Source organism: Candidatus Darwinibacter acetoxidans, assembly GCF_041936445.1.
Classification (GTDB): Bacteria; Bacillota; Limnochordia; order Darwinibacteriales; family Darwinibacteriaceae; genus DTU010.
This window is the reverse complement of record NZ_JBHGXH010000298.1, coordinates 21010-38195: the sequence shown is the minus strand read 5'-3', so window position 1 is coordinate 38195 and position 17186 is coordinate 21010. Positions and strand designations below refer to the sequence as shown.

At 61.1% G+C, this 17186-nt stretch carries 18 protein-coding genes; 16 read left to right on the top strand and 2 right to left on the bottom strand.

The features are described from left to right. The first annotated feature begins 2 nt into the window (after nt 1-2). From glmM to ACE4YL_RS11930, 7 genes are read left to right on the top strand one after another with little or no spacing between them, the layout of a single operon-like run. The gene (glmM, locus tag ACE4YL_RS11960; RefSeq protein WP_461359311.1) at nt 3-1349 is read left to right on the top strand and encodes a phosphoglucosamine mutase; all 1347 of its coding nucleotides are present in this window, start codon (nt 3-5) and stop codon (nt 1347-1349) included. Further along, a complete protein-coding gene (gene acpS, locus ACE4YL_RS11955) occupies nt 1339-1728 on the top strand; it encodes a holo-ACP synthase (RefSeq protein WP_461359310.1) in 390 nt (129 codons plus the stop codon). Before glmM ends, acpS begins: the two co-directional genes overlap by 11 nt. Continuing rightward, a complete protein-coding gene (locus ACE4YL_RS11950; RefSeq protein ID WP_461367130.1) occupies nt 1716-3233 on the top strand; it encodes an NAD(P)H-hydrate dehydratase in 1518 nt (505 codons plus the stop codon). The genes acpS and ACE4YL_RS11950 overlap by 13 nt, the downstream gene beginning before the upstream one ends. Before the next feature lie 17 nt (nt 3234-3250). Next, complete coding sequence (alr, locus tag ACE4YL_RS11945) at nt 3251-4363, top strand: alanine racemase (protein ID WP_461359329.1); 1113 nt, start codon at nt 3251-3253, stop codon at nt 4361-4363. 38 nt (nt 4364-4401) lie between these two features. Further along, nucleotides 4402-5190, top strand: a complete 789-nt coding sequence (locus ACE4YL_RS11940; RefSeq protein WP_461359308.1) for a glucodextranase DOMON-like domain-containing protein — start codon at nt 4402-4404, stop codon at nt 5188-5190. Then, the gene (locus ACE4YL_RS11935) at nt 5180-5584 is read left to right on the top strand and encodes a DnaD domain-containing protein (protein WP_461360253.1); all 405 of its coding nucleotides are present in this window, start codon (nt 5180-5182) and stop codon (nt 5582-5584) included. The genes ACE4YL_RS11940 and ACE4YL_RS11935 overlap by 11 nt, the downstream gene beginning before the upstream one ends. A gap of 52 nt (nt 5585-5636) precedes the next feature. Then, complete coding sequence (locus ACE4YL_RS11930) at nt 5637-6317, top strand: ATP-binding protein (RefSeq protein ID WP_461369670.1); 681 nt, start codon at nt 5637-5639, stop codon at nt 6315-6317. On the opposite strand, the gene ACE4YL_RS11925 is transcribed toward ACE4YL_RS11930, so the two are convergent. Further along, the gene (locus ACE4YL_RS11925; protein WP_461358337.1) at nt 6314-6967 is read right to left on the bottom strand and encodes an amino acid ABC transporter permease; all 654 of its coding nucleotides are present in this window, start codon (nt 6965-6967) and stop codon (nt 6314-6316) included. The genes ACE4YL_RS11930 and ACE4YL_RS11925 overlap by 4 nt on opposite strands. Nucleotides 6968-7027: 60 nt before the next feature. Continuing rightward, the gene (locus ACE4YL_RS11920; RefSeq protein ID WP_461358338.1) at nt 7028-7780 is read right to left on the bottom strand and encodes a basic amino acid ABC transporter substrate-binding protein; all 753 of its coding nucleotides are present in this window, start codon (nt 7778-7780) and stop codon (nt 7028-7030) included. Nucleotides 7781-7928: 148 nt separating this feature from the next. On the opposite strand from ACE4YL_RS11920, the gene nagA reads away from it, so the two are divergent. From nagA to tpiA, 9 genes are all read left to right on the top strand, one after another. Continuing rightward, entirely contained in the window at nt 7929-9104 is a 1176-nt protein-coding gene (gene nagA / locus ACE4YL_RS11915) for an N-acetylglucosamine-6-phosphate deacetylase (protein WP_461358339.1), read from the top strand. Nucleotides 9105-9123: 19 nt separating this feature from the next. Further along, the gene (gene nagB / locus ACE4YL_RS11910; RefSeq protein ID WP_461358350.1) at nt 9124-9846 is read left to right on the top strand and encodes a glucosamine-6-phosphate deaminase; all 723 of its coding nucleotides are present in this window, start codon (nt 9124-9126) and stop codon (nt 9844-9846) included. A gap of 32 nt (nt 9847-9878) precedes the next feature. Beyond that, nucleotides 9879-11183, top strand: coding sequence for a gluconeogenesis factor YvcK family protein (locus ACE4YL_RS11905; protein WP_461360254.1), 1305 nt, complete (start codon nt 9879-9881; stop codon nt 11181-11183). A gap of 54 nt (nt 11184-11237) precedes the next feature. After that, nucleotides 11238-12065, top strand: a complete 828-nt coding sequence (locus tag ACE4YL_RS11900) for a VanW family protein (protein WP_461358341.1) — start codon at nt 11238-11240, stop codon at nt 12063-12065. A 1-nt stretch (nt 12066) separates the two neighbouring features. Beyond that, nucleotides 12067-12993, top strand: a complete 927-nt coding sequence (whiA, locus tag ACE4YL_RS11895) for a DNA-binding protein WhiA (RefSeq protein WP_461358342.1) — start codon at nt 12067-12069, stop codon at nt 12991-12993. A 107-nt stretch (nt 12994-13100) separates the two neighbouring features. Beyond that, complete coding sequence (locus ACE4YL_RS11890; protein ID WP_461358343.1) at nt 13101-14129, top strand: sugar-binding transcriptional regulator; 1029 nt, start codon at nt 13101-13103, stop codon at nt 14127-14129. Nucleotides 14130-14141: 12 nt separating this feature from the next. Next, a complete protein-coding gene (gene gap / locus ACE4YL_RS11885) occupies nt 14142-15146 on the top strand; it encodes a type I glyceraldehyde-3-phosphate dehydrogenase (RefSeq protein ID WP_461358344.1) in 1005 nt (334 codons plus the stop codon). 58 nt (nt 15147-15204) lie between these two features. Further along, nucleotides 15205-16386, top strand: a complete 1182-nt coding sequence (locus ACE4YL_RS11880; RefSeq protein WP_461358345.1) for a phosphoglycerate kinase — start codon at nt 15205-15207, stop codon at nt 16384-16386. A gap of 13 nt (nt 16387-16399) precedes the next feature. Next, nucleotides 16400-17143: a triose-phosphate isomerase gene (gene tpiA, locus ACE4YL_RS11875; RefSeq protein ID WP_461358346.1), complete on the top strand. Its 744-nt coding sequence runs from the start codon at nt 16400-16402 to the stop codon at nt 17141-17143. Nucleotides 17144-17186: the final 43 nt, after the last annotated feature.

Genomic DNA, 17186 nt, shown 5'->3' with positions numbered 1-17186 from the left:
GCATGGGCAAGTATTTTGGCACAGACGGAGTGCGCGGCGTGGCCAACCGTGAACTCACACCGGAGCTGGCGCTGCGCATCGGGCGGGCGGCGGCCCTGGTCCTCGGGGAGCAGTCCACCAAGCCCATTGTGGTGGGCCGCGACACGCGCCTTTCCGGTCAAATGCTGGAAAGCGCGGTGGTGGCGGGCGTAGCCTCCACGGGGCTTGATGCCTTCTTGGTTGGTGTGATACCCACCCCCGGGGTGGCTTTTTTGGCTAAGGCCCTGGACTGTGCGGGGGGAATCATGATTTCCGCTTCCCACAATCCCCTGGAGGACAACGGGATCAAGGTTTTCGGGCCCGATGGTTATAAGCTCTCTGAAGAGGTGGAAGCCCGCATCGAGGAACTCATCCATGAGGACAGCGGCCCCCGGCCCATCGCCGCGGCTGTGGGAAAGGTTATCCCCAAGCCGGAGAGTGCGGGCCTGTACGTAGCAAACTTGAAAGAACAGGTCTCTCTGGATCTGCGGGGTGTGCATATCGCCCTGGACTGCGCCAATGGGGCAACTTCCGCCTACGCAGCGGAGCTGTTTAGAAGCTTCGGGGCAAAGGTTAGCGCCTTCTGCAACCAGCCCAACGGGACTAATATCAATCATCTGTGCGGTTCTACATATCCCGAAAAGATCCAGACCCTGACCAGGGAAGTTGGGGCAGATTTGGGCTTTGCCTTTGACGGCGATGGCGATCGCCTCTTGGTCGTGGACGAACAGGGCGGTTTCATCGACGGCGACCAGATCCTGGCCATCATGGGCCTGCACCTGCTCAAGCAGGACCGCCTCCCTGCCCGCAAGGTGGTGGCCACCGCCTATTCCAACGGCGGGCTGCGGCAGGCCTTTTTGGCCGGCGGCGGCGATGTGCTCTATGCCAAACCCGGGGACCGCTTCGTGCTGGAAACCATGCTGGAGGCCGGCTGCGTCCTGGGCGGCGAGCAGTCGGGACACGTCATTTTCCTGGAGCATTCCACCACCGGAGATGGCATGCTCACAGCCCTCAAGCTCCTGGAGAACAGGCAGATCCAGGGTAAACCCCTGGCGGAGCTGGCCAGGTGCATGGAGATCTTCCCCCAGCAGCTGGTGAATATCCATGTGGAGAGCAAAAACGGCTGGGAGGAAAATGCCCGCATTCAGGCTGCCATCCGCCGGGCCCAGGAGGAGCTGGCACCGGTGGGCCGCCTCTTTGTCCGGGCTTCCGGCACCGAACCGGTGATCAGGATCCTCGGTGAACACCCCGATGCCCAGCTGCTCCAGGCGGCACTGGAGCCTGTGGTCCAGGCCATCGAAGCGGAGCAGGGTGGCCGCCGTGCCGGTTAAGGGCTGCGGGATAGACCTGATTGAGGTGAAGCGCATCGCCAGGGCCCTGACCAGGCCGGGCCTGCGGGAGCGCATCTACACACCGCGGGAGCGGGCGGAGCTGCAGGGCAAGGGCGTAGAATCCTGGGCGGCCCGCTTTGCCGCCAAGGAAGCGGTGATGAAAGCCCTGGGCCGCGGCTTTCTCCAGGGTGTTCCCTTTGCCGCGGTGGAGATCTATGCGGATGCCTGGGGCAGGCCCCAGGTGCGGCTGCTGGAGCCCGCGGCCCAGCTCGCCGCGGAGCAGGGCATCCGGTCCTTCTGCCTGAGCCTGTCCCACACCAAGGAGCTGGCGGCGGCCTATGTACTTGCCTTGGGGGAGGAGGAGACATGCGGGTTGTAACCGGCGCGGAAATGCGCAGCTTGGAGCAGCAGGCCTTTGCAGAGCTGGGCCTCTCTTCTTTAGTGGTTATGGAAAATGCCGCGAGCCGCATCGTGGAGGTGCTTAAGGGGGAGTTTGCGCCCCTGGAGGGCAAGCGCATCCACATCCTAGCGGGCCCCGGCAACAACGGCGGCGATGGGCTGGCTGCCGCCAGGCAGCTTCTGGCCCTGGGCGCCCGGGTGAAGGTGTACTTAGTGGGCAAGCGGCAGCGGGCCAGTCAAGAGAACGGGGCTAATTTGGCCATCCTGGAGAAGCTGGGCGCGGATCTGAGCGTCGTGGACTTCGGTCAGCTGCACAGGGTGAAGCTGAGCCTCACCTTTGCTGATCTGATTATCGATGCCCTCCTGGGTACGGGTTTTGCCGGCGGGCTGGAGGAAGGTTGGCGGGAGCTGGTGGAGCTGGTGAACGAGCTGCAGGCGCCGGTGGTGGCTGTGGACTGTCCCACGGGGGTAAACTCCGCCACGGGCGAAGTGGTGGAAACCGCCATCAAGGCGGCCCTCACCATCAACCTGGGCCTTTTGAAGCTGGGCAACCTGCTCTACCCCGGCAGGGCCTGCGCGGGGAAGAACGTGGTGGTGGATCTGGGCTTTCCCCTCCAGGCCGAGGGTATTGCCCGGGAGCTGGTGGGCCCCGAGGCCTTGAGCTGGCTGCCTGAGCGGGAGCCCTGGTCCCACAAGGGAACCCACGGGCACACGCTGGTTGTGGCCGGATCCGCGGGCTATGCCGGTGCCGCGGCCCTCTGCGGTCAGGCGGTGCTGCGGGGGGGCGGGGGTATGGTGACTGTAGCAGTTCCAGAAGGCATCTACAGCCGCTTTTCCCCCGATGAGCTCATTGTGGTGCCTGTGCCGGAAACGGAGGCAGGTACCTTAGGTGAAGGCAGCCTGGAGAAGCTCCACGGCCTGCTCAAGGGTAAAGACGTCCTGGCCATCGGGCCCGGACTGGGGCGCAGCCGCCAGGTGGTCAAGGTGGTCCAGAGCCTTTTGAGCAGCTGGGAGGGGCCCGCGGTGATCGATGCCGATGGGCTTTCCGCCTTGGGCACGGATTTTATGCGCAGTGTGCCCCTGGACAAGCGGCGCCGCTGGGTGATCACTCCCCATCCAGGGGAGATGGCCCGGCTCACCGCCTCCGACCCGGCCAGCGTCAATGCGGATCGGGTGGGAGCGGCCAGCGGCTTTGCCCAGCAGTGGGGCCCGGTGGTGGTGCTGAAGGGGGCACCCACCGTTACAGCCGATGGAGAGCGGGTATACATTAACAGCACGGGCAATCACGGTCTGGCCACCGCGGGCACGGGGGATATCCTCACTGGCCTCACCGCGGCCCTCCTGGGCCAGGGCCTGGCGCCCCTGCAGGCGGGGGCGCTGGCGGCCTATGTGCACGGCCGGGCCGGCGATCTGGCGGGAGCCAAGGGCCAAAGGGGACTGAAGGCCGGCGACTGCCTGAACTTCATCCAGGAGATTCTGCAGTAGGACGGAGTGGTTTGTCCATGAGCAAGCTCACCAGACAGGTGTGGGCTGAGGTTAGCTTGGAGAATATCGCGCATAATGTGCAGCAGTTCCGTAGGCTCATCGGCCCCGGGTGCGAGCTTATGGCTGTGGTCAAGGCCAATGGCTACGGGCACGGTGCCCTGGAGACCGCCTACACCATGATCGAACACGGCACCAACTGGCTGGCCACCGCCCTGCCGGAGGAAGCGGTGCGCCTGCGCAGGGGCGGGATCACCGCTCCCATTTTGGTCCTGGGGGCGGTGGGGGAGGATGAACTGGATGTTTGCGTGGCCTACGACCTGGCTGTCACTGTGTTTGAGCCCCACATTGCCCGGCTGCTCTCCCGGGCCGCCGTGGCCCAGGGGAAGACGGCCAAGGTCCATATCAAGGTGGATACGGGCATGGGCAGGTTGGGGCTTCTCCCGTGTGATTTTGGGGCGCTGGTGGAACTGGTGCAGAGTCTGCCGGGTTTGGAGATCCAGGGTGTGTTCACCCACTTTTCCCGGGCGGAGGAGCCGGATCTGGAGTACACCCGCTGGCAGTGGGAGCGCTTTTCCCGGGTGCGGGCGGATCTGGCCGCCAGGAAAGTCACTGTCCCCTTTTACCACGCGGCCAACACCGCGGCCACCTTGTTTTTCCCCGAGTCCCGGCTAGACCTGGTCCGGGTGGGGCTGGGCATCTACGGGATGTATCCCGATGGGCGCAGGCCCCTGGAGCTTAGGCCCGCTTTGAGTCTGAAGACCAGGGTGGCCTTTGTGAAGAGGGTGCCCGCGGGCAGTGCGGTCAGCTATGGCGGTACGTATGTAACCTGGAAAGAGACTTCCCTTGCGGTTTTGCCCATCGGCTATGCCGACGGGCTGTCCCGGGGGTTGGGCAACAAAGCGCAGGTGATCATCAAAGGCAGGTACTGCCCCATTGTGGGCCAGATCACCATGGATCACACCATGGTGGATGTGGGGGATCTGCCGGTGGCCATTGGCGATGAGGTGATTCTTTTGGGCTCCGCGGACGGCCTGGAGATCACCGCGGACGACTGGGCCCGGCATCTGGGCACCATCAACTACGAGATCACCTGCATGCTCACGAGCCGGGTGGAAAGGGTGTATATCTAGCCTCCCCGTGCATAGGATCAAGGCGCGGGGGGATGGCCGTGAACAGGCTGGCGCTTGGGCTGCTGGTTGTGCTGCTTGTTTCCGCACAGGTGCTGGCGGCAGAGATCCTGGTGCAGTTTAAAGACCCGCGGGGAGATGATCGGGGAGCTGGGGAGCTTGTCTATCCCGGCCACGAGGTTTTCGTCCCTGGGCTTTTTGACCTGCTCCGCTTTAGGGTCAGTGCCGATGGGGAATTTGTCTACTTCGACTGTGAATTTGCTGCCCTCACCAATCCCTTCCGCGCCCCGGAAGGGTACTTCCACCAACGCCTCGAATTGTATATCACAACCGGGATCGAGCCTGGATGGGGCCAGATCCAGATCGGCCCCCACCTGCTCCACACCAGCCCGGAAGCGGGCTGGGATCTGCGCTTAAGTGCCGCTCCCTTTGGTGAAAGCAGGTTGTACACCGCCGGGGGTGCTGTCCACGAAGTTGCAGCTTCGGTGCTCCCCGACGGCAGGACCATTCGCCTGCAGGTGCCCAGAAGTTTACTGCCTGACCCCAGTCCAGCATGGGGTTATTATCTCCTGGTGGGGGCCTTTGACGGGCTGGCCCCAGGTTTCTGGCGGGATCTGGGGGAGGGGCCCTGGCAGGTGGGGGGCGCGGGAGTGCCCGTCTTTGATCTTCTAGCACCGCGCTGGGGAGCCCGCAGCCAGAGGGCCCAGCTGAGCGGCGGTGTACTTTACCCTGTGTACGGGGGAAAAAGCCCCGTTTGGTCCTGGCTGGCCGGGGGAGCCGGCGTGCTTATTATCTGCTGCTTGCTGTGGAGGTGGCTTCGTGGAACCTAGGATGGAAGATGTTTTTGCGCTGTATGAACAGAAGGTGGCGCCGCTGTCCAGCGCGCAGAAGGAGAAGCTCTTGGCCGCCCGCGACGAGGGCATGACCCCCTTTGTCCTGGGCTGCGCCATCCTCAGGGCCAAGCAGGAGCAGAGGCGCAGCCGCCTGGCGGGCAGGGAAAAGCATATCTCCTTCAACTATATTTACCGGATTATCCAGGACTGGCTCAATCACGGCATCACCACTGAGGAGCGTTTCCGCGCCTATTGGTCGGCCATAACAGAGGATCAGCACAAGGACGAAGGAGGCAAAGCCCATGGTGCTCAGACCAAAGTCACGCGGGAGGATTTCACCTACAACCCTACAAAGCAGGACCGCAGCCTTTTCTCGTTCTTGGATGAGTAGATACGGTATTAGGCGCAGGCTCCAGGGTGAAAGGTGCCCGGTCTGCGGAGAAGTGCGCCATAGGATCTATAAAAGCCACCCCTTCCCCATGCCCCCCTCGGTGGGCCGGGGACTGTGGCTTTTATCTGACTGTTCCTGCATCCGCCAAAGGCGGGCCCAGGAGCGTATGGAGCGGGAGCAGCTTCTGGCGGTGCCCGCGGCCCATCCCCTGCCCCCTGCGCTGCAGGAGAAGACCTTTTCCGGGTTTAAGGTGACCGACTTTAACCGGGAGGCCTACGAGGACAGCCTGACCTTTGCCCGCAACTTCGATAAGATCCACGATGGCCAGGGGATCATCTTGGTTGGACCTTCCGGCACGGGCAAAACCCACCTGGCCGCGGCCATTGCCAATGAGCTGAGGAGCAGGTTTTCCGTGGCCTTTGTGCACCTACCCATCCTCCTGGAGCAGATGCGCACGGGAAATGTCTCCCTGGAACCGCTGCTTTTTGCTGATCTCCTGGTCCTGGATGATCTGGGCAGCGAACGGGTCACCGACTGGACCATGGAGCGGCTGCTCATCATTGTGGACGGGCGCTTGAACAACTTGAAACCCACCGTTTTCACCACCAACCACGATCTGGAGGACCTGGAGAAAAGGGTGGGCATGCGGGTTGCCTCCCGGGTAATCGGCAGCAATCTGCACCTCTTTCTGCGGGGGCCCGACTACCGGCTGTTAGGCCTGGGCTATTACTAACGGACCGCGACTCTCTTTTCCGCCAGGTTCACCAGGCGGGAAACGGCAAAGGTCATGACAAAGTAGATCACCGCCACCGCCAGCCACACTTCGAAGGGGCGGAAGGTGCGGCCGATGATGATCTGGCCCTTGCGCACCAGCTCCTCCAGGGCGATCACCGAAACCAGGGAGGAGTCTTTTAAAAGGGCGATGAACTCGTTGCCCAGGGGCGGGAGGATCCTGCGGAAAGCCTGGGGCAGGATGATCAGGCCCATGGTCTGGCTGCCCGAGAGCCCTAGAGAGGCGGCGGCTTCCCACTGCCCCTTGTCAATGGACTGGATGCCCGCCCGCACGATCTCCCCCACATAGGCGCCGCTGTTGATGCTCAGGGCCAGCACCGCGGCTGTATAGGCGGGGATGGGGCGGGAGATCAGGCTGGGCAGCCCGTAGAAGATCAAAAAGGTCTGCACCAAAAGGGGAGTGCCCCTGATGATGTCGATGTAGGAGGCGGCGGCCAGGCGCAACGGGCCCTTAGACAGCCTGATCATGCCGGCGATGGTACCCAGGATAATGCCGAAAAAGACGGCGATGGAAGTGAGCTGCACAGTAAGTTTGGCTCCCTGCAGCAGCGTGGGCAGGGAGCTGAAGACTAGATCCCAGCGAAAGCCCAAGATTCGATTCTCCTTCCCGCAAACAGGTGCGCGAAGCCCGCGCACCTGTTCCTGCACCTATTAGTTTGCTCCAAACCACTTCTGGAAGATCTGGTCGTAAGTTCCGCTGGCCTTAAGCTCAGCTAAGGCGGCGTTGATCTGCTCCAGGAGAGCTTTGTTGTTCTTGTTGACCGCGATCCCGTAGAATTCATTGTCGGCCACCGGTCCCGCATGTTCCAGGGGGGCCTGGGGGTTGGCCGCCAGATACGCTTCGGCAACTGGCAGGTCGATGAGCACAATGTCCGCTACCCCGATGAGCACAGCCTGCATGGCATCGGCCACCGTATCAAAACGGGCTACTCCCTTGAGTTCCCCGGCATCCGCTAGATCCGAGGCCGTGAAATCTCCGGTGGTGTTAATCTGCACAGCGGCGGTCTTGCCCGCCAGCCCCTCCAGGCCGGAGATCTCTGTTCCGGTGTTGGCCACAACAGTAAGTACAGATTCGAAGTAGGGTTCCGAGAAGTCCACCGCGCCCTGGCGCTCGGGGGTGATGGTGATCCCGGCGATGAGGCAGTCGTAGTTGCCGTTGAGCAGGGCCGGAATCAGGCCGTCCCAGCTGATGTTGTCGATCTGCACCTCCAGGCCCAGCACCTCGCCGATGGCCCGGATCAGGTCCATGTCAAACCCCATCAGCTCTCCGCTTTCCGCATCCACATACTCAAAGGGCATAAAACCGGCTTCCGTAGCCACCTTGAGCACCCCCTGCCCCAAGGCAGAGAATCCAGCGCCAAGTACGAACAGGACGGTGAGTAATAATACAGAGAGTTTTTTCACGGCGAACATCCTTTCTTCCGTAACAAATTAGCTTCATTATACCACGGATGTGAAAATATGCAAGAAGCATTCATATTTATTCCTTGTTAATTGTGCAGGAACGCCCCTGGCAAACACGAATTAGTTAGCAGGAGGAGGTAGTGCCCCTATGAAACATCTCATCATCACCAACGGCACAGTGGTGACAGATAAACTCATTGAAAACGGTACTGTTGTGACCATCGGCGACCGCATTATGCTGGTGGCCGGGGAGGAAGAGGGCCGCCGCATTTTGGAAGCCGCTTCGCCCCATGTTTTCCGGATCATCGATGCCCAGGGCGGCTACATTGCCCCGGGCTTGATTGATGTGCATATGCACGGCGCTGGCGGCAGCGAGCTGATGGATGGAACTGAAGAGGCGCTGGAAACCATGGCCCGTTTTCTGGCCCGCAGCGGTACGGTGGCCTTTCTGCCCAGCACGGTCACCGCGGCTGAGGACAAAACCCGCGCCGTGTGTGAGCTGGTGGCTGGCTTCGAGGACCTTGAGGATGGGGCGGAAGTTTTAGGCATCCATCTAGAAGGCCCGTACATAAACGAAAAGTATAAGGGAGCCCAGTATGGGCCCGCGATCCGCCCGGCCAGCCTGGATGAGCTGGAGGAGCTTCATCGGATTTTAGGGGAAAAGCTGCGGCTCGTGACCCTGGCTCCGGAAGTGCCCGGCAGCCTGGAGGCCATCGCCTGGTTGCGGGAAAGGGGCGTTACGGTGAGCATCGGGCACACCAACGCCACCTATGAGGAGGCCTTGGCAGGGTTCAAACAGGGCATCACCCACGTCACCCACACCTACAACGGCATGCGGGGGCTCCATCACCGGGATCCGGGCGTGGTGGGAGCGGTGCTGGCCACACCGGGTCTCTACGCGGAACTCATCGCCGATCTGGTTCATGTGCATCCCGGGGCGATCCGGGTCATGCTGCGCAGCATAGGCGTTGAGCATATCGTGCTGGTCACAGATTCGGTGCAGGCCACGGGACTGCCCGATGGAGAGTACGTTTTGGGTGACCACAAGATCTTTGTGCGGGACGGCTCGGCCCGGCTGGCCGATGGCAATCTGGCCGGCAGCACCCTCACCCTGAAGCAGGCTGTGCAGAACATGGTGGAGCAGCTGGGGGTGGATTTGGTGGATGCGTTCCGCATGGCCAGCCTCAACCCCGCACAGACCCTCGGGCTGAAACACCGGGGCTGGATCAAGGAAGGCAACAAGGCGGACTTTGTGCTGTTGAGCCGCGATTTTCAGGTCCAGATGACCATCATCAGCGGCCGCACCGCCTACAGTGCACAATGACGGAGGAAGGGAGATGGCGATGAATATTGTGGTAGTGGCCAACTTCGACAGTATGAGCGCGGAAGCGGCCAAAATCGTGTATGGGCAGATCATGCGCAAGCCCAACAGTGTCCTGGGGCTGGCCACCGGCAGCACTCCCCTGGGGGTTTACAAGCTGCTGGTGGAGTACCACAACCGGGGGATGGATTTCAGCCGGGTGACCACCTTCAACCTCGACGAGTATGTGGGCTTGGGCCCGGATCATCCCCAGAGCTACCGCAGGTATATGCATGAACACCTCTTTTCCAAAGTAAACATAAACCCGGAGAGGACCTTTATCCCCAACGGGCTAGCGGAGGATCTGGAGGCGGAGTGCCGCCGCTATGATGAGCTGATCAGGCAGGCTGGCGGGATTGATCTGCAGATTTTGGGTATCGGCACCAACGGCCACATCGGCTTTAACGAACCGGGCACCGAGTTTGGCAGCACCACCCACGTGGTGGATTTGGCGGAGAGTACCATCAGGGATAACGCCCGCTTCTTCGAATCTATAGATCAGGTACCTACACGGGCGATTTCCATGGGCATTAAGTCCATTATGCAGGCCAAGGAGATCATCCTTATGGCCAGCGGCGGCAGCAAGGCCGATGCCATCTATGCAGCTGTGCACGGGCCGGTTACCACTGCTGTTCCCGCCTCAGTGCTCCAGCTGCATCCCTCGGTAACGCTCGTGGTTGATCAGGCCGCCGCCAGTAAACTGTAAGGCGGAAAGGCTTCCCGGGAGGAGTGGCCAGAGTGAGTAAACTGAAGTGGTTGTACCCGGGCATGCGCGTCAAGCGCTGGGTTGTCCTGCTTTTGCTCGGGGTGCTCGCCATCGACACGGGAACGGTGGTGATGCTGAACAGCCCCGTCTTTTCCCTTTGGGAAAGGAAGATCCTGGCCTGGGCAGCCGAGTGGCCGGTTAATCCCGTGGTTTCCGGTGTTGTTCTGATCCTCTTGGGTCTGGTGGGCGTGGCCCTGGGGGTGCGCAATGTGGTCAGTTCCGTGGTGGAGGCGGTGCGCCCCTCCGCGGCCCCCGATCTGGTGGAACATGTGTATAAAACCCGCAACCTGCAGAAGGGTCTGCACATCGTGGCCATCGGGGGAGGCACGGGTCTTTCCACGATGCTGCGGGGTCTGAAGGAGTACACCTCCAACATCACGGCAGTGGTAACCGTGGCCGATGACGGCGGCAGCTCCGGCCGCATCCGGGATGATCTGGGTATTCTCCCGCCGGGAGATATCCGCAACACCCTGGTGGCCCTGGCGGACACGGAGCCCCTCATGGAGACGCTGTTCCAGTACCGGTTTTCCTGGGGGGAGGGCCTGGCGGGGCACAGCTTCGGCAACCTCTTCATCGCAGCCATGACCGATATTACCGGAGATTTTGAGGAAGGCATCCGGGCCTTCAGCAAGGTTCTGGCGGTTAGGGGCAAGGTGCTTCCCTCCACATTGGAGTCGGTGCGCCTAGGTGCCATCTACACCGACGGCTCCACAGTGCTGGGTGAAAGCTGCATTCCGGAGCAGGGCAAAAAAATCAAGCGGGTTTTCCTGGAGCCCAAGACGGCCCAGGCGCTGCCCGAGGCCCTGGAGGCCATCCGCCACGCCGATGTGGTGGTGCTGGGGCCGGGGAGTTTGTATACCAGCATCATTTCCAACCTGTTGGTGGAGGGCCTAGCCCAGGCCATCGCCGAAACCCAGGCGCTGCGCATCTACGTCTGCAATGTGATGACGCAGCCCGGGGAAACGGACGGTTACAGCGCGAGCGACCATGTCAAGGCGCTCCTGGCCCACCTGGGGCCCCCCTCGGTGCTGGATTATGTGCTGGTGAACAAGGCGGCGGTTTCCTCCGGGCAGGCTAAGAAATACGCGGCGCAGGGGGCCTACCCCGTGCGGGCAGATACGGCTGCCATCGAGAGGCTGGGCATTAAGGTGCACACCGCCGATGTACTGGATCAGCAGGATCTGGTGCGCCATTCCAGCCTGAGGCTGGCGGAAGAGATCATCCGCCTGGCGGAGGGACGGGACAAAGCCAAAACACCGGCGGGCCGCGCAGTGTAGGCCCCTGGTTTATTTTCCCCCCAGGCCGAATACATTGGCTAGGGGGGGATGGGGATGCGCCGCCTTGCGAGCCTGCTCGTGCTAATTACCGCGCTGGGGGTGGGCCTGCCTTCTGTGTACCGCACCGTGCACCGCAGGTTTTTTGGGGTCAATCATGGGGTATACTTAGAGGACCAGGCCATGGAATACTACTACCCCAACGAGGTGCGGGTGATCGTGGAGCGGATGGCCCGGGCCCGCCAGCGCCCGCCGGTTCCCGCCGGTCTGGATAAGATCACCGGGGAGATCATCCCCCACGAAGAGGGCCTCTACTTCGACGTGGACAGCATAGTGCAGGAAGTGGTCACCGCTCCTGCCCACACCAGACTGGAGCTTAAGGGTATCCCCGTGGTGCCGCTGTTCCGCACCGAGCACCTTATGGAGCTCACCCACATCCTAGGCGACTTTTCCACCCCCCTCATGGGCAGCCCTGACCGGGTGCACAATATCCGCCTCTCCCTCCAGGCCATCAACAACACCATTGTCATGCCCGGGGAGATCTTTTCCTTTAATGAAGTGGTGGGTGAGCGCACGCCGGAGCGGGGCTACCGCAACGCCCCCATCATCCTGGGGGAAGCGGTGGTTCCCGGGGTGGGGGGCGGCGTGTGCCAGACTTCCACCACGCTGTACAACGCAGTGCGCCTGGCCGGGCTGGAGATTGTGGAGCGCCGCATCCACTCCATCGCCCCCAGCTATATCAAACACGGCATGGATGCCGCGGTGGCCTGGCCGTACACCGATTTTAAGTTCCGCAACGACTCTGCCTCGCCTGTGATTGTCAAAGCGGAGGTGCAAAAATGGCGGGTGCGGGTCTGGATCCTGGGAAAAGAAGGGGGTAAGTGAAATGGCCTTTTCCGATGATGTGCGCCAAGAACTGGCCAGGGTCATTCCCAGTGCTCGCTGCTGCCGGGTGTCAGAGCTGAGCGCTTTTTATGATTTGAGCGGCTTTCTGCTGGGCCGGCACAATCAGTTTCTGGACTTCAACACTTCCTCTCCTTTTGTGGCCAGGAAGATCTTGATCATGCTCAAGGGGCTCTATTCCGAACTGCCCACCCAGGTTCTGGTGGTCAGGTCCAAGTCCCGCCGCTCCCAGATCTGCACGGTGCGGGTTTTAGGGCGCGCCCACGCGGGACAAGTCTACCAGGATCTCAAGGAGCAGAGTGTGGTGGGTGAGGCGGGGATTCCCCGCAAGAAGTGCTGCCGCCGGGCTTACCTTCGGGGCGCCTTTCTGGTGAGCGGCTCCATCACCAATCCGGAGCGCACCTACCATCTGGAGTTTTCCAGCGAGCAGAGCCGGGTGGCGGATAAAATCCTGGCTGCCCTGTGGTCCCTGGACCTGGAGGCAGGCCTCACCCAGAGAAAGGGTTCCCTGGTTGTGTACATGAAAGATGGGGGGCAGATCGCCAGTTTGCTCGGGCTCATGGGGGCCCACAGCGCCCTGCTGCACTTTGAGAACGTACGGGTGATGAAAGAAATGCGCAACCAGGTGAACCGCCTGGTCAACTGCGAAACGGCCAATGTGGACAAAACAGTGAAGGCCGCCGTGGCTCAGCTGGAGGATATCGAGCTGATTGATTCCGTGATCGGCCTTGAGGAACTCCCACCCAAGCTGCGGGAAGTGGCCCGGCTGCGCCGGGAACACCCCTACGCTTCCTTACAGGAGTTGGGGGAGCTCATGAGGCCAAAATTGAGCAAGAGCGGTGTAAACTACCGCCTGCGGCAGATCCGGGAAAAAGCGCGACAACTTGACAAATTGGTTCCCAAACATTAACAACCCCATGGAGGGAATTATTTGCGTGAGCAGAATAATAATAACCAGAGCGGGACAAAATCAACCCCTGTGGGTCACTAAGCGTCCCGTAGGAGGGGTGTCCGACCATGGCCAGTCTCGGTGCCCTGCAGCAGCTCGTGCCTGAACTGGCTGGGCTTCTGGACAGGCGCTACAGCCTCTTGAGGATTATCCGCAACCAGGGCCCCATCGGGCGCAGGTTCATCGCCGCTCAAATGGGAGGTTCGGAGCGGGTAATCCGCAGTGAACTGGATGTCCTGCGGGAACAGGGCCTGCTGCACACCACCTCCCTGGGCATGCAGCTCACCCCGGAAGGGGAAAAGGTGTTTTTGGAGCTTGAGGACGTGGTACGGGACTTCTACGGCCTGGAACAGCTGGAAAAGAAGCTGGCTGCGGCCCTGGGCGTGGAGAGGATGATCATCGTCCCGGGGGACTGCGACAAAGATCCCGCCACGCGCAAGGATCTGGCCAGGGCTGCCGCGGATTACCTCTGCCAGGTGCTGGAGGACGGGCAGATTCTCGCCGTTTCCGGCGGCACCACCCTCGCCGGCGTAGCCGAGAGCGTAAGGCTTCACGATGTGCGCAAGCGGGTCACGGTTGTTCCCGTGCGGGGCGGCTTGGGAGAAGACATCAAAATCCAGGCTAACACCATTGCAGTGGCCCTGGCGGAAGGCTTAGGCGGTAGCTACCGCCTGCTCTATGCCCCGGAAGATGTGCGGCCCGCCAATTTGGAGCAGATCTTAAGTGAGCCGCGCATCCGCAGCGTCATCGCCCTGGGGCGCCGGGCGGACATCTTGGTCCACGGTATCGGCACAGCAGAAGAAATGGCCAGAAGGCGCGGTTTTGACGATGCTTCCATTATGGACCTGATCGCCGCGGGGGCCGTGGGCGAAGCCTTCGGCTGCTACTTCGATGCCCAGGGCAGGATCGTCCACAATACCGCTTCGGTGGGACTGCGCCTGGAAGACCTGGAAAGCATTCCCATGGTTATCGCCGTTGGAGGTGGTAGGAGCAAGGCATGGGCTGTGATGGCGGTGTTGTCCCGAGGTTATTGTGATGTGTGCATCACCGATGAGGGGGTAGCCCGGAGGCTGATGAAGTTAAAAGAAATAGAGTAAGGGGGAATCATGATGACAATGAAGGTTGGCATTAACGGTTTTGGCCGCATCGGCCGGTTGGTACTGCGCGGGGCTCTCGATGATCCCAATTTCGATGTAGTGGCCATCAACGACTTGACAGATGCGAAGACCCTGGCCCATCTCCTTAAGTACGATACGAACCACGGTACTCTGAAGGCTGATGTGTCGGTGGACGGCGATAACATCGTAGTTAACGGCAAGAAGATCAAGGTCTTTGCCGAGCGCGATCCCAAGAACATCCCCTGGGGCGAGCTGGGTGTGGAGTATGTGGTGGAATCCACCGGTGTCTTCCGCAAGCGGGATCAGGCTCAGTGGCACATCGACGCCGGGGCCAAGAAGGTGATCATCACCGCTCCTGCTAAAGAAGAGGACATCACCATCGTCATGGGAGTTAATGAAGACCTCTACGATCCGGAGAAGCACCATGTGATTTCCAACGCCTCCTGCACCACCAACTGCTTGGCACCTGTGGCCAAGGTTATCCACGATGCCTTCGGCATTAAGAAGGGCCTCATGACCACTGTCCATGCTTATACCAACGACCAGAGAATCCTGGACCTGCCCCATAAGGATCTGCGCAGGGCCCGGGCCGCTGCCATGAACATCGTTCCCACCACCACCGGTGCCGCCGCTGCCGTTGGCCTTGTCCTGCCTGAACTCAAGGGCAAACTGGACGGCTTTGCCATGCGCGTCCCCGTTTCCACGGTGAGCGTTGTGGACCTGGTAGTGGAGACGGAAAAGCCGGTAACCGCTGAGGCCGCCAATGCTGAACTGAAGAAAGCGGCCGAAGGCAAGCTCAAGGGCATTTTGGCCTTCGAAGAGGAGCCCCTGGTCTCCACAGACTTCATGGGCAACGACAATTCCTCCATCGTGGATGCAGCCCTGACCAAGACCATGGGCGACAACATGCTCAAAGTGGTAGCTTGGTACGACAATGAGTGGGGCTACTCCATGAGGGTGATTGACCTCATCCGCTACATGGAATCCCGCAAGTAAACAAGCTCAACCTGGAATCCCCCTGCTTGGGGGATTCCATACGAAAAGGAGGATGCTTATGGCCAAGAAAACAATCAGAGACGTGGATGTAAAGGGCAAACGGGTTTTGATGCGCGTCGATTTTAATGTGCCTATGCAGGACGGCGCGATCACTGACGATAAAAGAATTAGGGCTGCACTGCCCACCATCCAGCATGTGATCAAGGAAGGCGGCAAAGTGATCCTCATGTCCCACCTGGGCCGGCCCAAGGGCAAACCCGATGATGCCTTCCGCCTGGACCCTGTGGCTCAGCGCTTAAGCGAGCTTCTAGGCCAGCCGGTGCAGAAGGTGGATGACTGCATCGGGCCCGAAGTGGAAAAGGCCGTGGCTGGTCTGGAGCCCGGCGATGTGCTCCTCTTGGAGAACGTCCGCTTCTACGCCGCAGAAACAGAGAACGACCCCGAGTTTGCCAAGGCCCTGGCGGCCTTAGGCGACATCTTCGTCAACGATGCCTTCGGCACGGCCCACAGGGCCCACGCCTCCACCACAGGTGTGGCCGACTACCTCCCCGCGGTCTCCGGCTTCCTCATGGAGAAGGAACTGCAGTTCCTGGGCGGTGCGGTGGAAGATCCCAAGCGGCCCTTCGTGGCCATCTTGGGCGGCGCCAAGGTCAAAGACAAGATCGCGGTCATCGAGTCGCTGCTGAACAAGGTGGATACCCTGATCATCGGCGGCGGCATGGCCTACACCTTCCTCAAGGCCCAGGGATATGAAGTGGGCAGATCGCTTCTGGACGAGGAACGTCTGGAGTTCTGCCGCACCATTATGGCCCAGGCCAAGGAGAAGGGCGTGGAACTCCTCCTGCCTGTTGATGTTGTGGTGGCCAAGGAGTTTGCCGCAGATGCGGAGCATAAGGTAGTGGCCATTGACCAAATCCCCGCGGATTGGGAAGGCTTGGATATCGGCCCTGAAACGGCCAAGCGCTTCGCTGAAGCTGTCAAGGGCGCGGGCACCGTGGTCTGGAACGGTCCCATGGGAGTATTTGAGTTCGAAGCCTTTGCTAAGGGCACCCTCAGCGTAGCCCAGGCACTGGCCGATTCCTCTGCCGTGACCGTCATCGGCGGTGGGGACTCGGCGGCAGCTGTGGAGCAGATGGGCCTTGCTGACAAGATGACCCACGTCTCCACTGGCGGAGGCGCCTCCCTGGAGTTCCTGGAAGGCAAGGTGCTGCCGGGGGTAGCAGCCCTGGATGACAAATAACTGAGGTGAAGTCATGCGTACACCCATAATCGCTGGAAACTGGAAGATGTATAAGAATGTGGGGGAAGCGGTGGAAACGGCCCGCAAACTGGAAGAGCGGGTTCAGGACAGCCCCGTGGAAGTGGTGATCTGCGCTCCTTTCACCAACCTCCCCGCGCTGAGCGCCCTGGGCTTGACCAAGGTCAAGTTGGGTGCCCAGAACATGTACTTTGAAGATCAAGGTGCCTTTACCGGGGAGATCGCCCCCGGGATGCTTCTGGATGTGGGCTGTGAATACGTGATTCTAGGCCACTCGGAGCGTCGGCAGATCTTCAAGGAAGATGATGAGCTGATCAACAAGAAGGTGCTCAAGGCCCTCAATGTGGGCCTGAAGCCCATCCTGTGTGTGGGCGAAACACTGGAGGAGCGCCGGGCCGGCCGGACGGAAGAGGTGGTGGTGGCCCAAACCACCCGTGCCCTGGCGGGCGCCGCGGCTGAGCAGCTGACCAATCTGGTCATTGCCTATGAGCCTGTCTGGGCCATCGGCACAGGCGAGAACTGCGACGCAGAGGACGCCAACCAGGTCATCGCCAGGATCCGCCAAACGCTGGCTGAGCTCTACACGGCTGACCTTGCCCAACAGGTGAGGATCCAGTACGGAGGCAGCGTCAAGCCGGCCAATATCAAAGAATTCATGGAACAACCTGAGATCGATGGTGCCCTGGTGGGCGGAGCAAGTCTTGATGTGGACAGCTTCACCAGCATCATCCGGTACTGAAAACCAGGTGATCTTAGAGGCTGTTCCCGGAGGTGGAATCGTT